Raw genomic sequence first — 17,035 nt, forward strand, 5'->3', positions numbered from 1 at the left:
TGTTGACTGACAAAATCATGGGACGAGGAGTAGTATATGCTAATGAAATATGTTAACGGATTGGATCCCATACTAATAGCGCTTGCTCTGATTCCTGTTGTGGTGATGGGAATAGTATTTGCATATTTCTTCATTCGCTATGACGTAATGGCTTTAGGAGCAATGCGTAAGGTTTTTTTGAAATACAGCAATAAAGCGAGTGACTTGCCACAAAAGGGAAGAGCTTATGAAAAATTATTCGTAAATGAGAACAAGGACGTAGAACCAAAGAGTTTTGTTTTAGGACGTGAACGATTGTTGCATATGCTTAACAGTCACTTTGAAGAGGATCTTTTACCAGAGGTAGAAGTATTCTTTCCAGAACAGTTACTACTAAATATCGAAGGCAATAGGGACGCCTTTAGGCTACTTTACCTAGTTGCACCTATGTTCGGTGTATTGGGTATAGTACTTCCCATTTTATATAATTCCATAAACGGATTGAGTGATCTATCTGAACCACTAGCAATCGGCGGGGTCGGTTTCGTATTGTTGGTGCTATTGATGCTGGTATTTACAATGCTTGACCTGGGTGCCCTACGGTCATCGAGAAAGCTATACCAGCATTTTTTGCATGCCTGCAACGCAGTGCTGCCAGTCATGAGTCAAAATGCAGGACCTGCGTTACTCGTTGAAGCAACGAGAAAGAGCCAACGCAACTATGCGAGTGCGACAAGAGACTTAAATCACAGTTTTGAAATAAATGTAAACCGAATGGTTCAGGCCATGGAAAGTTTCACCGAAGGTGGCGTTTTACCAGCCCTACGTGATGCCATGGAAGAAATGATCAAAGACACCTTGCTAGTGGGTATGCAAAAGACCCATGATGAGATGCAAGGAGCTTTAGAAAAGATTTCTGCTCGAGAAGAACGCGGCGTACAAGATATGATTGAACGATTCAGCAACTTGTTGAATGAACGAGTAGATAGCTCTATGAGGGCTTTGGCCGATGATATGACTAAAGTCACGACACAACTATCTGAACAACAAAGACAAGCAATTGCGCATCAAGAGCAGTTTGATGCTTTTCTTAAAAGCAGTATGGAACTAGCAAGAGAAAATATGGAAGCCATGCTTACAAAGCAAGCTTCTGAACAAATGGCACAGAATGACCTGATCAAACAAAATCTGAAGTTGGCTGCAACTGCACTTGAAGAACAACAACAACAGTTTCTTGCCTTTCAGAAAGAACAGGCAGAAGAGCTTTCGTCTAGTGTTCAAGAACAGAATACAGCCTTGCAGGGAAGGATTCAGTTGCTAGCCGATTTGCGGGATGAGGAAAACGAGAGACTGGAAAAAAGTCAGAAAATGGTGGAAGAAGCAGTTCGTATTGAAGAAATTACTTCAGGACAGCTTCATGAAATAGGCACGGCCTTGAGCTTATTGCAAGAAGGTATTACTAAGTTCTCTAGTGAATCAGAGCGCTCTCACCATAAAACGATGGAGAGTATTACGGAGTTTGCTCAAACCCAAACAAGTTTTGTTGAAAAACTTGTTAATAGTGAAGAAACCTTGCAAAACTCCTTGAATTTGGGACTAGAACGGTATACCCAAATGGACGAGCTCGTGATGAATATGATGAATGGCATTACAAAACGGATGAACGATGCTATGGCAGGAGCCGGTAAAGAAATTGCACGTGGCGTAATTGAAGTCACTGAAAGTAATGCTGAGGCAATTGCTAATCTGACGGAACAAGCACAACAACTAAGAGATGACTATAGTAATTACTTTGGCAAAATGGATGATCAAACTAGAAAAACGCTTGAAGATATGGATTACCAAATACAGCTGATTATATCTAGAGTAAATGAAGAAATAGGCAGTATGCTTAAAGAAATGATGGAACAGAATCATGAGAATGCTGCAAACCATAATGAGGCAACCTTAAGCCTTATGGAGTCCTTTAAAGAACAAGCGGAAAGCATCAGCTTGTATGCCAAAGAGATTAATTTGGACGTAAATGACTTAAAGGATGGATTAAAAGAATCTGTTAAGGTCTTCAAAGAGGATACCAACGAATCAGTGCATCAAACTTTGGAAACCTTTGACGCAGGCTTGGCTGAACTGACGGAGCGGTTGGCCTTAACGACAGAGAGCATTCGGGAAGCGGTTGAAAACTTGCCTAATGCTATTCGTCATGACAATTAGGTGATATGATGTACCGTTTATCGAAAGTCATAGAGTCTGTCAAGGAATGGATGTATTTACCAGATGAGTTTCCATTCTTAGATAGAAAAAAAGAACAAGAAACACTCCGAGATACAATAAGAGCAACGAAAGGATCCAACCGCTCTACGCTAGCTAAAAATCTGAAGCATAGAGACTTGGAAGCACTTCTACTAATGCTGGTAGAACTTGAGGATTCTTTAGAGATTGAACAAACTACCGAGATATTGGTAGAACGCATGTCGCCATGGTTGATGCGCTTGTTTACTTCACTCTTTGTAAACCATGAAGATGTTTCGGCTGTGTTGCATCTATTCCATCGTCTCCACGAAAAGGGCAATGAGCTTGGAGCTGACTATTCAGAGGGTTTGCTAGTTTGGAATTATGGTGGTAGCAATCAAATTGTAGCGGATATTGTGCGTGATATCTATTCGAATGAATTGGGATTGAGTGAATTCTATAGGCTCTATTCTATACCTGAAAACAGTAGTTTTGCTTTACACATTGCGTTGGAATATTTAAAAATAGCAGATAAAGATATCCTATTTTCGCATGGACATTATTTAATCAAGCTAATAAAAACCCAGGAACCTGCGGTCCTAGAAAACTTGCTACTGAATTATTGGGAGAAATTTTCCATTGCTGATTCACTGACTGAAGTAAATTTGGTCATTTTTGAACAGTTGGGAGAACCATACATTTCTCCGGACTGGGGTGTATTCCCCAAGGAAATGAAGGATGCTTTTGTACAATGGCACTTTCTTTACCAAATCCGAGTAAAAACCAAAGATTATCCCCAAAAAACAAGGTGCTTTTCAAAGCTGTATCACCTTATTCGAACGAGTTACGATTGGCCAGGTTACGATAATTTATTCATCATTGATTTTGGAGATTTTGTACTGGTTGATTGCACCGATAGAGAAAAAGCCTACTATTGTTCTAGTGAAAGAATTGAATATGAGCTTGCGAAATCCAAGAATGACGGAATTATGCCTGCAATTCTAAAACACAGCACAGGCTTTATCAGCGCTAGGGATTATATTATTGAAATGAAAGACGACGATTGCATTGAATTAAAGTTTACGGGGATGAGTGGACTCTATATTGAGGAGTTCATAGGCCTTAAAACGGGTCTTTATCCTGATACGAGAAAAATGGGAAGAACGCAATAGATAGTACCTTAGAAGGTATAATTTTTAACGAGAAATGGAGAGGCTTATGAGGATAAACCATAAGAGACTTGGAGAAGTTCTGATGGATGCAGGAGCCATCACAGAAATACAACTGCAAGAGGGGTTGGAAAAATCCAAGGAAAGGGGCACCCTGCTAGGAGAAACACTAATTGATATAGGATATATTGACGAAAAGACCCTATATCAAGCTCTAGAATTCTTATTTCATGTTCCATATATTGACTTAACAGAGACTCCAATCGATAAAAAAGCCAGTAGCTTGATACCTGAAAAATTGGCTAAAAAATATACCTTAATTCCCATTAAGGTAGAGGATAATGTCCTTACCGTTGTCATGAATGATCCATTGAACTTCTATGCAGTGGACGATGTAAAAAGAGCAACTGGTTTGCGGGTTGAAGTAGGTATTTCACCGATAAAAGAAATCAACAATGCTATTGAACGCTACTATGGTAGCGAAAATGCACAAAAGGCGTTTGAAGATTTGAAGAAGGAATATGGCGATTTAGATTTGCTGGATTTGAGTTCAATCTCTGCCAATGAAGTTGCCGAGGCACCTGTAGTACGTCTGATCAACTCGATTCTACAGCATGCAATCAACTCCAATGCGAGTGATATCCATATTGAGCCAACGGCCAAAGAGGTTCGCGTTCGCTTTAGAATTGATGGCAAGTTGCAAGATGTGATGAATTCCGCAATATCGGCCCATTCGGCAATTGTAACGAGAATAAAAATAATGGGTGAGATGGATATTGCAGAAAAACGCATACCACAAGATGGCCGGGTAGAAACTTCATTGGATGATCGGACAGTTGACCTTCGTATTTCTATCCTACCTACTATTTATGGCGAAAAGGTTGTTATCCGGATTTTGGGTGGTTCTGCTGGCGCCCTCGATAGAAAATTTCTTGGCTTATCTGAAGAAAATGAATTGCTATTTGATAAGATTACTAAAAGTCCGAATGGGATTGTATTGGTTTCAGGTCCGACTGGATCTGGTAAAACTACTACCTTGTATACCTTACTCAAAGAACTAAATAAACCAGAAGTAAATGTAATCACAGTTGAAGACCCAGTCGAGTACAAATTGGATGGAATCAGTCAAGTACAGGTAAACAATAAGGCAGGTCTCACGTTTGCTTCAGGACTACGTTCAATTCTTCGACAAGACCCGGATATCATTATGATTGGTGAGATTCGAGATGCAGAGACTGCGCAGATTGCGATCAGGGCATCCATTACGGGCCACATTGTACTAAGCACAATACATACCAACGATGCAGCGTCATCAGTTATCCGTTTGATTGATATGGGTATTGAATCCTATTTGGTATCATCCTCGGTTGTAGGTGTTGTAGCCCAACGTTTGGTAAGAAAAATTTGTCCTAAGTGTAAGACAGCATATAGACCGAGTCACAGTGAAATGATGTTGCTAAAAATGAAGGAACCTACTTCCATATATAAAGGAGAAGGATGTCCTGCCTGCAATTTTACAGGCTATAAAGGACGTATTGGAATACACGAAGTGCTGGTTTTAACGAAAGAAATTAGAGAACTAATCAATAGAGGTGCGTCTACAGACCAGCTCCAACAGATGGCCATAAGACAGGGTACCATTACATTACGACAAAGCTGTGCAGAATTGGTACTGAAAGGTGTTACGACGGTTGAAGAAATGATTAAAGTAACCTATAGTGTTGAAGGCTAGTCTTATTCTTCTAGAAAGGAAGTGAGAAGAATGTCCGATAATTTTGAAAATGCGCTCCGTTTTGCCGTGGCTGAGGATGCGTCAGATGTGCATTTGACGGTTGGAAAACCGCCCATACTAAGAATCCGTGGTGAATTGGTGCCATTCGGTGAAGAAATCCTGATGCAAGATGTAATTGAAGAAATTGCACTAAAAATGATGAATGACGAGCAAAAAGGGAAATTTAGTGAATTTGGTGAAGTTGACTTTTCTTGGTCCAGGCCAGGCTTGAATAGATACCGTGTAAATGTATACCGCCAACGTAGTAGTGTGGCTGTTGCACTTCGTATGATTCATTCGAATATTCCTCGCTTTGAAGATATTAATCTACCAGATATTCTCAAGACTCTAGCGCTTAAACCGAGGGGCTTGGTGCTGGTTACTGGACCGACTGGTTCAGGAAAATCTACAACACTTGCCGCGATGGTAGGGTATATTAACAGTCATAGAAAGTGTCATATTCTTACCATTGAAGAACCCATCGAGTACCTGCACAAGCATCAAAATTGCATGGTGAATCAACGGGAGGTAGGTGGAGATACCACTAGTTTTGCAAAAGCATTGAGGGCGGCTCTACGTGAAGACCCAGATGTTATCCTAGTGGGCGAAATGAGGGACTTAGAGACTATTTCCACAGCTGTTTCAGCAGCGGAAACAGGACACTTTGTTATGTCAACATTGCATACCACTACTGCAGCTCAAACAGTGGACAGGATTATTGATGCATTTCCTTCACATCAGCAACATCAGATAAGGAGCCAGCTGTCAACGATTTTAGAAGGAATCGTCTGCCAACAATTGATTAAGACAGCAGATGGAAAGGGTATCGTACCGGCTATGGAAATCCTTTTGGTAACGGATGCGGTTAGAAACTTAATTAGAGAAGGAAAAACGCAACAGCTAGAAACCGTACTGCAGACCAATATAAACAATGGAATGGTTCCGATGGATTATTCGTTAGCTCAATTGGTGAAAACCAGAACCATTAGCCTTGAAGATGCCATGGCAAGATGTGTTGATATTAAGGTATTCAAACGATACTGTAATATGGAAATATAGATAATATGTGAAAGGAGTAGCATGTATGAAAGAATATGTATGCAAGGTGAAGCGACCCAATGGAACAATCATACGAAAGTATAAGATTCGAGCAAATTCTAAGCAGGCATTATTAGTGAAGCTGAAGCAGAATGATTTGTATTTGCTGGAGTACGAAGAAGTGGTAGCCAAGAAAGATATATTTGGCGGCAACAAGATTCGTCTATCTACGAAAGATATCGCCATGTTTTGTAGACAACTATCTTCTTTGTTGGCTTCTGGGGTTTCTCTTGTGAATGCGCTAAATATTCTGTATCTTCAGATTGATAAACGAAATATTAAGAAGAGCATTAAGTTGCTTTATGAGTCAGTACAACGAGGAGACCAATTTTCCGAAAGCATTAAGAAACAATCGGATGTTTACCCGGAAATCATGGTACGCATGATTGAAGCTGGTGAAATGAGTGGTAATCTTGACGAGGTAATAACACGTCTGGCTGAGCAATTTGAAAAAGATGTTAAATTAAAAACCAAAATACAAACGGCAATGACCTACCCAATTATTTTGGTTCTACTTAGTATCTCAGTAATATTAATTCTGGTGACGCAGGTGTTTCCAATATTCTTGGGCTTATATGATACTGCTACGGAGGCCCTCCCCTTTCCCACCCAGGTAATGATAGGATTTTCAGATTTTATTCAAAATTATTGGTACGTCATGATTATTGGTGTAATCCTAGTAGTCCTTGCGGCCAAAACATTTATTGGAACAGAATACGGTAAACGGAAGTGGCATACACTTTTGTTTAAGTTGCCGGCTGTTGGGAAAACGCTTACCAAAATTGCAGCTGTTCGATTTTCAAGAACGCTCTCAACCCTGCTTTCTAGTGGAACTACACTGATTCAATCGTTAGATGTAGTTATTAATGTAGTTGGCAATAGGGTAATTATGGATGACCTTTTGGTTACCAAGGAAGATATTCGAAAAGGTATGATGCTTTCTCAATCGCTTCGGAAGGTGACATATTTACCACCGATGATTTATTCAATGGTAGGTATTGGCGAAGAATCAGGTACGATGGAGCATATGTTACTTAAATGCGCAGAATACTATGATGATGAGGTTGATGCTTCAATTCAAAAACTAGTAACAATGATTGAACCGCTACTGATCATTGTTATGGGTGGAATAGTTGGATTTATTGTAATTTCAATGATTTTACCCATCTTTAATATTTATCAATCTATTGGTTAGAATTCTAAAGGAGGAACTAAAGGATGAAGCAGAGACTATCCATCGATATAGGCAGTAAAAACCTACATATAGTCCTTGGTCAATACGCTAAGAATAAGTTAATTGTAAATCAAGCAAATAGTTTTCCTATCCCAGAAGAAGCGGAAAAAGTGGGAAAAGATGTAGCTCCAGAGGTACTAGAAGAAATTATTGCGGATGCTATGAGGCTGATGAATGTTAAGACAAAGCAATGCATTGTAACGATTAATTCAGAAAATGCAGCAATTAAGGATATTGAACTACCCGTTTCAAAAGCCAAAGAAGTTAAACAAATGATTGAAAACGAAATGGTTCAAACGTATCAAACTGCAGGAGATGATATTATTCAGTATCGAAATACTGGAAAAATCGAAAAGGAAAACGGTAACACAATGCAACGCTACCGCGTAGCGGCGTTGGATAAATTGACCGTTGAACGCTACTATGAGTTACTGCTTAAACTTAAGTTTAAAAAAACCTTTCTTGATTTAAATATTAACGCGATTGATAAACTATTAAATGGTGCTAGTAGAGTCAATGATCATGATATAAGTGAAGAATCCGTCCTGCTTTTAGACTATGGCCATAATACAACAACGGCATACGTAAAAGTAAAAGGAGAACCAGTTTTCTTCCGGACTTTGCAGATTGGTTCTGGCGAAATTGAACAGATTTTGGAACTGGAAACCTTAAAATCTAGATCTGAAATAAGGCAACTGAAAGAAAGAGGTAAATCTTTCTTCTCAGATGATACGGGTATGGTTAAACTGTTTGATTTGCTTAAACCTTATTTTTATCATTTTCAAGATGAGCTGTCGAAGATATTGAGCTTTTATAGCACCCATGAAAGAATTGGCCATGTTGATAGAGTATTTTTAATGGGCAAGGGAGCTGAATTAGCAGGATTACCTGAGTATCTTACTGAAAATTTGGGCTTTCCCGTTGAACTGTTCAACAGTGTGCGTTTCGGTACCGAAGAACTGATTATATCTCCGGCGCATGTTAACGCTGTTGCAGCGTTAATTCGAGCGTAGAGAGGATGATGAAATATGAGAGATTATAACTTTTTTGATGGCTATAACAAAAAGAAGGGCTTTCGATTCAATTTCTCTTCGCCGATATTTATTTTTGCTATCGTATTAATTGCCCTAGGCGCATTTTCTTTTCAGCTGATAACCAAAAATAATGATATGCAGGATAAAATTCAAGCTCAAAACTTAGAGCTGATTGCATTACAAGAACATGAAGCCTATGCAGAATCAAAAAATTTAGAACAGGTTGTTGCTGTTTTAAAAGAGTATGATCAAAAAGCAGAGAATGTTCTAAATCAATTGACAGCTGCAAATATTATCGATGTTGATTTTATGAGTCAAATTGAAGCAGCATTACCTGCAACTTCAAAAACGACAAATTTGAATGTAAATCAAGAAGTTTTTTCCATTATCTGCGAGGTTCCAACCCGGGAAATTGCTGCAACGCTTTATGATAGCTTACTTGGAACTGGATTATTTGAACGTTTGCAAATTGCTTCCGTTGTGAGTAAACAAGAAGCCAATACATATACAGTTAACATAAACGGAAACCTGAAAGCAGGTGAAATTCAATGAACAAAAAGAATACTAAAAACAATTGGATGGTAACCAATAAACGAGAAAGATACTTGCTTATAATTATGAGTATTGCTCTTTTGGCATACGCCTGTTTCCGATTTGTAATTTCCCCTCAAATGTTGAAAGCTGAAAGTTTACAAGCTGAATTAGGGGAATTGGAAATTCAGATTGCACAAGCTCAAAGCGTAATCGATCGAAGTGAAGAACTACAGGAAGAAGAAAAAGAACTTCGTCAAAGCCTAGCAGACAAGTACACGGTATTTTTCAAAGAGTTAGACCAAGCTGGAATATTACGCTTGGTTGATGAAAAGATAGCACAATCTAATGCAACCGTTGTGTCTTATATGCCACAAGAGGAAATTCTAACTACGGTTTCTGACAGCCAAGCTGAGCAGATGCCATTAACTTATCCATTGAGTGAAATTGCCGACAATTACAAGGAAATTATGGATGAAGCAGAAATTTCGGAAGAAGAAATTTCTGACGCAGAGATGGCTGAAAATGAACTAATACCGTCGGTTGTGGTATTATTAAGCTATAATCAGACTACATACCCACAGCTTAAAGCCTTATTACAATCCATCAAGGACCTTAATAAAGCCGTGGTTGTGCAAGAAATGGCGATTAGTGGAAGTGAAGGAACGATTGTTGGAAGTGCAAAACTAGCTTTTTATAAAATTCCAGCACTGGAAGATTTTGAAGAAACATACTTTAAAGAGGCGTCACCCGTAGCCTTCGGTAAACCCAATCCATTCGAATAAGGTGGGATGAATATGAAAGCTAAAAAAAAGCAAGGAGCAGCCTTGATATTTGTTATGGTGGCCATGCTAATACTGTTCACCATGGTGAGTGTCGTAGTGAGCGTTTCTCAAGCGAATACAAAGCAAGCCGGAATCCAAGAGAAAAAATTGCAGGCTTATTATGTGGCACGCTCGGGCGCTGAATTGGCCTATGAAGTTTTGTTGACGACTACGCCTAGCTTGTTGGACAACTTTGAGAGTAATGTGAATCTAGTTTTGCAGGAAACGGATGTTGATTTTGGTTATGGAACGGCTGATATTACAGTTAGTTCCTCAGACCCTGGTGAAACACAAAAGATTTATATTGAATCAGTAGGCAGTTTACCAGACGGAACAACTAGAACGGTCGGATTAGAGTTCTACATAAATTATGACGATTATTCAAGCATAACTTGGTCTAAATAGTGAGAAGGGGAAAGAGGTGTTGTAAATGACAAGACATCGTTATCAAAAAGGTTTTACAATTGTTGAATTGATGGTAACAATCGTGATTGCTAGTATAGCTATGTCGATTGCATCTTCCTTCCTAAATTTCTCATGGATTAGTCAAAAGAGAACGGTAGATGAGTATGAAATCCAGTCAGATATCCGTTTGGCTGCAGACACCGTGAATTATGCTATACGAGATGCCTCTGTTACATTTGCTATTACGGAAGACGTTTTTAATGAATCAAAAAAGGAAAAGTGGAATTATATCGGCATTGAAGATAATAAGGAAATAGTAGAGTATATTTGGGACCCAGTCAATAATACTCATGACAGAGTTGTATTGCTTCCCGAAAAAGAAAAGATATTTTATAATCTTTATTTTTCGCAAAGTGTTCCTAATACCAAACTGATATCATACCATTTAGAAGGATACTTTGAAGGAAGCGAATCGGAAAAGGCAATCATCGAATCAGAGCTAGCGGCGGTGAATTCTGTAGCCGTTGAAGATGGTGGTAGCCTCTCAAACCCTGCGATAGCCTTAGCCTATAGGACCGATCCTAAACCTCAACCAGAAATTGTAACGACTCAAAAAGAAGTTACTATAGTAGTTGCACTCGTTTTAGATAATTCCGGCAGTATGCGTTTCGATATGGACGGGCATGACCAATGGAACTGGCGGTATGATTCTAGCGAGGTGAGAAATTCGATTCTTGAATCAAAAGCGAAAGACCTTATTGATCAGTTTGCTGATATTGGTAATGTGAAGGTGAGTATAATACCTTTTGCTAATAATGCCAACGATGTCAGTCCGATGATGGATGCTACAACACAGAAAGTAGCCTTGAAGAATCTAGTTGACAATTTGTATGGATATGGAGGTACAAATACCGGAGATGGACTACGAAGAGGAGCACATATTATTAAGGACTATTCAGATGATCATTCAGAGGAAGAAATAGTTAATTATTTGATCCTTTTGACAGATGGGGAACCAACTTTTTATAGCAGTAATTCATACTATAATTATTCGCCTCAAGTAGATGATAATAATATACACTACTTATGGGGCTCAGGGTATTCAGATAGTAGTAATATTAGTAATGCAATGAATTATGTAGACTATGTTGGACAAAATGTAGTTGTGGGTATGGATGTTGATATCTCTACTTTTGTGATTGGATTTACAGCAGTCGCTGATGAAATAACTAGAGCAGAAGATATTGCCACAGACTCATGCACCCATGATACAAATACAGCTAGAGCCGGAACATATTACAGGGCAGATAGTGCGGTAGAGTTGGAACGTGTTTTTGGCGAAATAACCAACACGATTCTACAAGAAACATGGCATATTTATGGACCATATTAATTATGAGAGGGTGAGCGCATGTTGAAAAAGAAAGGCATGACCCTAGTAGAAACGATTGTGGCAATTACCATAGCAGGCATTTTAGCTATTGGAGTAATACCTGCCTTTGGGAGTATCCTACAGATGACATTACGAACGATGGATGTCACTGTGGGCGCTTTTGATGCGCAAGCTCATATGGAAAGTAATATCTTTGATTTAAAAAATGCCATGCTAGATCCAGCAATCGATGAATTATCCCTCGATGGGGTATCAATAGTTGAGTATCAGAATATTTTCGGTAGGTCAGTTGATATGTATCAGCTGGATATGGTTTATCCAGAAAATGAAGCAAAATTTATGAACGTTTCTTTGTCCAAAAAATTGACAGAGATGCAAGTCCATCAGCTTTTGGTTGCTTCAAATGTACATGTGGAAATTTTAAATAAAACAACCCATGAAGTTGCCGATATGAAAGATGATCCTAAGCCCCAATTAATTGGCTTGGTTGATGCCAATACAGATCCCAACTGGTATGCCGATTTATACCATTGGTATGCTTCTATGGAAGGAAATCCTGAACCAGTATTTCCGGATGACTATGAAGAAATCTATTTTGGTGGCATTTCACCCAGTAATTTGACAGATTTGACTAACTTAGTAAACCGCTACATTATGTTTACCGTAGTTCCTGTTGATATACACGGCATTCGTGGAAATGAAGTCAATAGTACAAATGTTATATACGTACTCGGCGAAGAGTGGAAATCAGGACTGTTTGCTTGGGTGGATAAGGATAACAATACCAACTATGTCAACACAGATGATGTTAAGGTAGAAAAGAGCTTGATGTGGCCACTGAATCACGGCTTTGATTCACTAGTACCCTTCCAAGATCCATCGCAACCAGATCAGACTCTTGATCCGAGTGGTGGTTCCCTATATGTTCCTATGCGCATCGACGTTGCACCTGGTGATTTGATTGGTCCAATTGATGTAAATGGAACGCAGAAATTAGAATGGTATGTGGATAAGAATGTAAATCTAGCGACTGATATTGAAGTGACGAATTCTAGCGATATCGATATTACTACTCGTGATGGCGATATTACCCTATACCAATATATCAAAATTGACCCAAGTTCAGGAGATGCTGTAATTGAAGATGGTAGAACTAAATTAATTGAAGATGGGCCATCCTTAACTACGAGCGGGGATATTAACTTTGAAACAGAAGGCAGAGGAACAGTTATATTCCAAGAATATTCAAATCTTGAAGCAGACTCAATATCAGTAATAGCGAATGGCGATATTATCTTATATGGAACAAGCATGGTGGCAGCCGATGATTTGATTTTAGATACGACGAAAGGTTTGTCATTCCCTGGTGTTCGGAGAATTCTAATTCATGATTCAAATCTTGAGTTTGTAGCAAATGGTCAGTACGGAAAAACTATGCAGCTAATTTCAAAAGACGAGATTAGTATTGAAGATACCTCGTTTGAGGGGGATACTACTAAAATTGGTACAGTGACACTTTCGGCACCAGATGAGATTATACTAGACAATGTTGACTTTGAGTATGTCGATATTCTAGTCAAAGATCCGGCCGAAATGATAGAAGGCGGTTGGACTGCTGGGTCAACACTTACTGTCGAAGATGGAGAGAGTATAACCTTTACAAAAGGTGTTCGCAAAGTAAGCAATCAAGGAAATCTTGTAGTTGGAAATACCGGAAAAATCAAGTTTAGCAATGATATGGATACAGATTTGGACAATCCATTACGTCTTGACCTGGTGAAAGGGTCAAACGATGATGAAATCATTATATCTTCGAACTATGGAAGAAACCTAGATTATGCTAGTGCTAGCAGTGCTTCTACCTTTACCGGAGAAAATGTATACCAAAATGTAGGCTCCAGCAGATATAATATGGAGATGGCGGTAGATTGGAAGAGTGGAACCGGTAATCCAGTACAGGTTTCAGCTGCCTATGATGGAGAAAACACAATTACCGTTTCTGCGGCCTATTCTTCAATCGAGCCAATATCTGAATTTTACGAACTGAGTGTTCGTGACAAATATTCAGATAACGAGATTGTAGGAAAGATTAATTTTAGGGTTACTGGGGGAGCAGGCGCGTCTACTGAGGTAGAGATTCTTGGCTCATCCGTGGAAACCTTTACAGTAACATTCGATAAAAATGGTGGAGATGACAATCCAGTTCCTGGACAAATGTTGGTTCTTGATGGAAGTTCCTTGGGTTCACTACCTACTTCACCAAACAAAGTAGACTATATCTTCAATGGATGGAATACGAAAAGGGATGGTAGCGGAAGTGAATTTGATGAGAATACAGTAGTGGAATCCTCAATCACTGTATATGCTCAGTATGAATTAATACCCCTTATTTCTTATATAGTAACTTTTGATAAAAATGGTGGAGACAATTATCCTGATCCTATTAATATCGAAGTATACGAGGGGCTTAAAATTGGTACATTACCGAATCCTCCAACTAGAGCAGCTCATATCTTTACTGGATGGAATACGCGTCCTTATGGTAATGGAGATGAAGTTACTTCTAACACCATAGTTACTGAGAGCTTTACATGTTATGCTCAATGGAAAGGCCAGTTAAGTTTTAACGACTTATCCATAGGGGATTATGTTGAGATTGAAGGATACAATTACCAAAAGGTTTCTGATAGCAAAGTACTAAAACGAACAATGTGGGGGAGTAATCAAGATTGGTGGGATGCAGATACAGTTGCCTACAATTATTACTACACTATCTCCACACCAGCAGTAATTGATACTGGTTTACTGAGTCGAGATGAGGTACTTGATTTGGATACCTATGCAATTCTAGCGAATGAGGGAGCATGGTGGACTAGCTCGGCAAAAAATAAGAATCAGGCATATAGGGTACGCAATAACGGAGGAATAACCCAATCTCAAAAATCTACTAATTCGGGTGTTAGACCTTATTTGGAACTAGATGTCGATTGGTATACCTTGACAGTCTTGTCAGGCTCTGGCTCTGATAGTGATCCATACATCTTAGACTTGCCATGATGATTGCGATGCTTCCGGTTTTCCGGAAGCATCTTTTGTTGAAGGATTAATGAATATAATTCATAATGAATATAACACTAGAAGGGAATGCAGAGATATGATATTTTCAGTCATTGGAAGTTTTGTTTTAACATTTGTAATGGTTCAAGCAGCGTACCTGTTTTTGAATAACATGGTATTACTTGAACAGCAGGATGAATCATCTTTAGATGACATAGAGTGGGAATATTCGTGGAAAAAGTTTTTTAATCGATTGGGCACGACCCTGTTTAAAAATGATTCATGGCTATTTAAGGATTTTAATCGATTGGATCGAATCGTGTTTTATGGTATGGGCTGTATTCTATGTTTGGCGATTTTTGTTAATATTACAGATGGTTCTGCTTGGCTTCACATCATGATGGTGCAAATACTCTTGTTTATGAGTGTAATAGATGCCAAAACGCAAGAAATACCGGATGCAATCCATATGGGTTTGTTGCCACTAGTTATGGTATATCTTTTACTGTATTCACAAATAGGATGGAAGTTTACGGCAGTGGGTGGGATACTTGCTTTTGTCTTCTTCTTTGTCCTATTTTTATTCGGTGCAATGGGTGGTGGCGATGTCAAGCTTATTGGAATATGTGGTTTGTATTTGGGCTTTCCTAAAATTTTAATGGGCATATTGGCTGGTATGATGTTTGGCTCAATTGTTGGCTTAACCTTAATTGCTCTTAAGAAAAAAACGAGAAAAGACCGAATTGCATTTGGACCATATATTGCTCTTGGTATAGTCGTAACACAGGTCTATTTTTGGGATATAATTTTTTTCTTATATTACTAGGGATAGGCTAAGAATGGATGCTTTGACGATTTGTATTAGATTGAATCGTGTTAGATTGTTACAAAAATAAATATGGATGATAAATAAAAAATAAGGCTGAGCGATGTATCGCTCAGCCTTATTGCGTAGTTATATCTTAATAGTTTTCTGAAAGTAATGCATAATGTGCTTGTGGGTGGTCACATACGGGACAAACTTCTGGAGCCTTTTTACCATAGTGTATATTTCCACAGTTTTGACATATCCACTTGCATTCCATGTCACGCTCAAATACTCGTTCTTTTTCAATGTTGTTTAGAAGAGCTAGATAACGTTCTTCATGATGTTTTTCTATTTCAGCGACACCTTCGAAGAGGGCTGCAATATCATCAAAACCTTCTGCTTTTGCAGTTTCTGCAAATCCCTTGTACATGTCGGTCCATTCATAGTTTTCACCGGCTGCTGCATCTTTTAAGTTTTCAGTAGTACTATTCACACCATGAATTAACTTAAACCAGATTTTAGCGTGTTCTTTTTCATTTAAGGCAGTTTCTTCAAAGAATTTTTGAATTTGAACATACCCATCCTTTTTTGCCTGACTGCTAAAGTAATCATATTTATTTCTAGCTTGTGATTCACCGGAAAAGGCAGTCCATAAATTGGCTTCCGTCTTTGTACCTTTTAATTTTTCATCCATTGTTTTATTCTCCTTATTTGTTTTTTCTATAGTATGCATATGTCATAGTTTCAGGTGCATCATCGCGACCGTCACCGTCTAAAACATCTGCAATATAAATCGTATGCGTACCAATGTTTATGGTTTTATCGGGAATAACCTTGCATTCAATCCAGCCGGCTGCATCCTTAAGATACGGCATATTATTTGGTGTGAGCCCGAAATTCATATTCTTAAATTTATCAAATTCACGACCTGAGCGAAATCCGAAGCGGCGTACCATTCTCATGTTGTCTGTACCCAAGATGTTTAGCGCAAAGTACCCTGATTCATCTATACATTCCTTCGTAAGATTCTCTTTATTGACGGAGATAGCAATAGTAGTAGGGTTGGTTGTAACCTGGAAAGCAGCATTGGCTACTTGACCGTTTAGTTTTTCGCCTTTACGAGAGCTGATGACATAAAGACCGTAGCTCATCTTGCGGGTTGCCTTTTTTAGATTACTTCCTGGTTTATGTTCTTTGGGGATTTCTTCCACAAAACGTTCTGGCCCAACATTACAGACAGGACATTTATCAGGAGGCGCGTCCCCTTCAAAAACATGGTTGCATACTTCACAACGCCATAATTTCATCGTAGCACCTCTTTTCAATGTAGTTTAATTTAGTATATCATAGATAACTTGTGAATTCTTCATTTTGCCTAACTTGAATGAGAATGTGGATGTAATTTCTGATCAATCATATTGACAGCGCTTTTCTTACAGCAAGTATGTTATAATTTTTTAAAGGCAAGTCCTAAATGAGCATAAACTGAATTATTGTGAGATA

At 38.7% G+C, this 17,035-nt stretch carries 14 protein-coding genes; 12 read left to right on the top strand and 2 right to left on the bottom strand.

Annotated elements, in window-relative coordinates:
- The first annotated feature begins 36 nt into the window (after positions 1-36).
- The 12 genes from JR334_02190 to JR334_02245 all read left to right on the top strand — a co-directional run bounded on the left by JR334_02190 (position 37) and on the right by JR334_02245 (position 15,550).
- Complete coding sequence (locus tag JR334_02190) at positions 37-2,190, top strand: hypothetical protein (protein QRN86064.1); 2,154 nt, start codon at positions 37-39, stop codon at positions 2,188-2,190.
- A gap of 5 nt (positions 2,191-2,195) precedes the next feature.
- Entirely contained in the window at positions 2,196-3,380 is a 1,185-nt protein-coding gene (locus JR334_02195; GenBank protein ID QRN86065.1) for a hypothetical protein, read from the top strand.
- A gap of 46 nt (positions 3,381-3,426) precedes the next feature.
- Positions 3,427-5,109 carry a Flp pilus assembly complex ATPase component TadA gene (gene tadA, locus JR334_02200; GenBank protein QRN86066.1) on the top strand — a complete coding sequence of 561 codons (1,683 nt, stop codon included), beginning with the start codon at positions 3,427-3,429 and terminating at the stop codon, positions 5,107-5,109.
- 30 nt (positions 5,110-5,139) lie between these two features.
- The gene (locus JR334_02205) at positions 5,140-6,207 is read left to right on the top strand and encodes a type IV pilus twitching motility protein PilT (protein ID QRN86067.1); all 1,068 of its coding nucleotides are present in this window, start codon (positions 5,140-5,142) and stop codon (positions 6,205-6,207) included.
- A 25-nt stretch (positions 6,208-6,232) separates the two neighbouring features.
- Positions 6,233-7,441: a type II secretion system F family protein gene (locus tag JR334_02210; GenBank protein QRN86068.1), complete on the top strand. Its 1,209-nt coding sequence runs from the start codon at positions 6,233-6,235 to the stop codon at positions 7,439-7,441.
- Between the two features lie 23 nt (positions 7,442-7,464).
- Positions 7,465-8,493 (top strand): pilus assembly protein PilM, encoded by a 1,029-nt coding sequence (gene pilM / locus JR334_02215; GenBank protein QRN86069.1) that lies wholly within the window; start codon positions 7,465-7,467, stop codon positions 8,491-8,493.
- A gap of 15 nt (positions 8,494-8,508) precedes the next feature.
- On the top strand, positions 8,509-9,066 hold the full coding sequence (locus JR334_02220; GenBank protein ID QRN86070.1) for a hypothetical protein: 558 nt from the start codon (positions 8,509-8,511) through the stop codon (positions 9,064-9,066).
- Positions 9,063-9,830, top strand: coding sequence for a type II secretion system protein M (locus JR334_02225; protein ID QRN86071.1), 768 nt, complete (start codon positions 9,063-9,065; stop codon positions 9,828-9,830). Before JR334_02220 ends, JR334_02225 begins: the two co-directional genes overlap by 4 nt.
- 12 nt (positions 9,831-9,842) lie before the next feature.
- Positions 9,843-10,274 carry a hypothetical protein gene (locus JR334_02230; protein QRN86072.1) on the top strand — a complete coding sequence of 144 codons (432 nt, stop codon included), beginning with the start codon at positions 9,843-9,845 and terminating at the stop codon, positions 10,272-10,274.
- Between the two features lie 25 nt (positions 10,275-10,299).
- Positions 10,300-11,667 carry a VWA domain-containing protein gene (locus tag JR334_02235; protein ID QRN86073.1) on the top strand — a complete coding sequence of 456 codons (1,368 nt, stop codon included), beginning with the start codon at positions 10,300-10,302 and terminating at the stop codon, positions 11,665-11,667.
- Between the two features lie 18 nt (positions 11,668-11,685).
- The gene (locus JR334_02240) at positions 11,686-14,724 is read left to right on the top strand and encodes an InlB B-repeat-containing protein (protein QRN86074.1); all 3,039 of its coding nucleotides are present in this window, start codon (positions 11,686-11,688) and stop codon (positions 14,722-14,724) included.
- Between the two features lie 97 nt (positions 14,725-14,821).
- The gene (locus JR334_02245) at positions 14,822-15,550 is read left to right on the top strand and encodes a prepilin peptidase (protein QRN86075.1); all 729 of its coding nucleotides are present in this window, start codon (positions 14,822-14,824) and stop codon (positions 15,548-15,550) included.
- A 136-nt stretch (positions 15,551-15,686) separates the two neighbouring features.
- On the opposite strand, the gene JR334_02250 is transcribed toward JR334_02245, so the two are convergent.
- The gene (locus JR334_02250) at positions 15,687-16,226 is read right to left on the bottom strand and encodes a rubrerythrin family protein (protein ID QRN86076.1); all 540 of its coding nucleotides are present in this window, start codon (positions 16,224-16,226) and stop codon (positions 15,687-15,689) included.
- Between the two features lie 13 nt (positions 16,227-16,239).
- Positions 16,240-16,839: a flavin reductase gene (locus tag JR334_02255; GenBank protein ID QRN86077.1), complete on the bottom strand. Its 600-nt coding sequence runs from the start codon at positions 16,837-16,839 to the stop codon at positions 16,240-16,242.
- Between the last annotated feature and the right edge of the window lie 196 nt (positions 16,840-17,035).

This window comes from Clostridia bacterium (assembly GCA_016887505.1).
Classification (GTDB): Bacteria; Bacillota; TC1; order TC1; family UBA5767; genus UBA5767.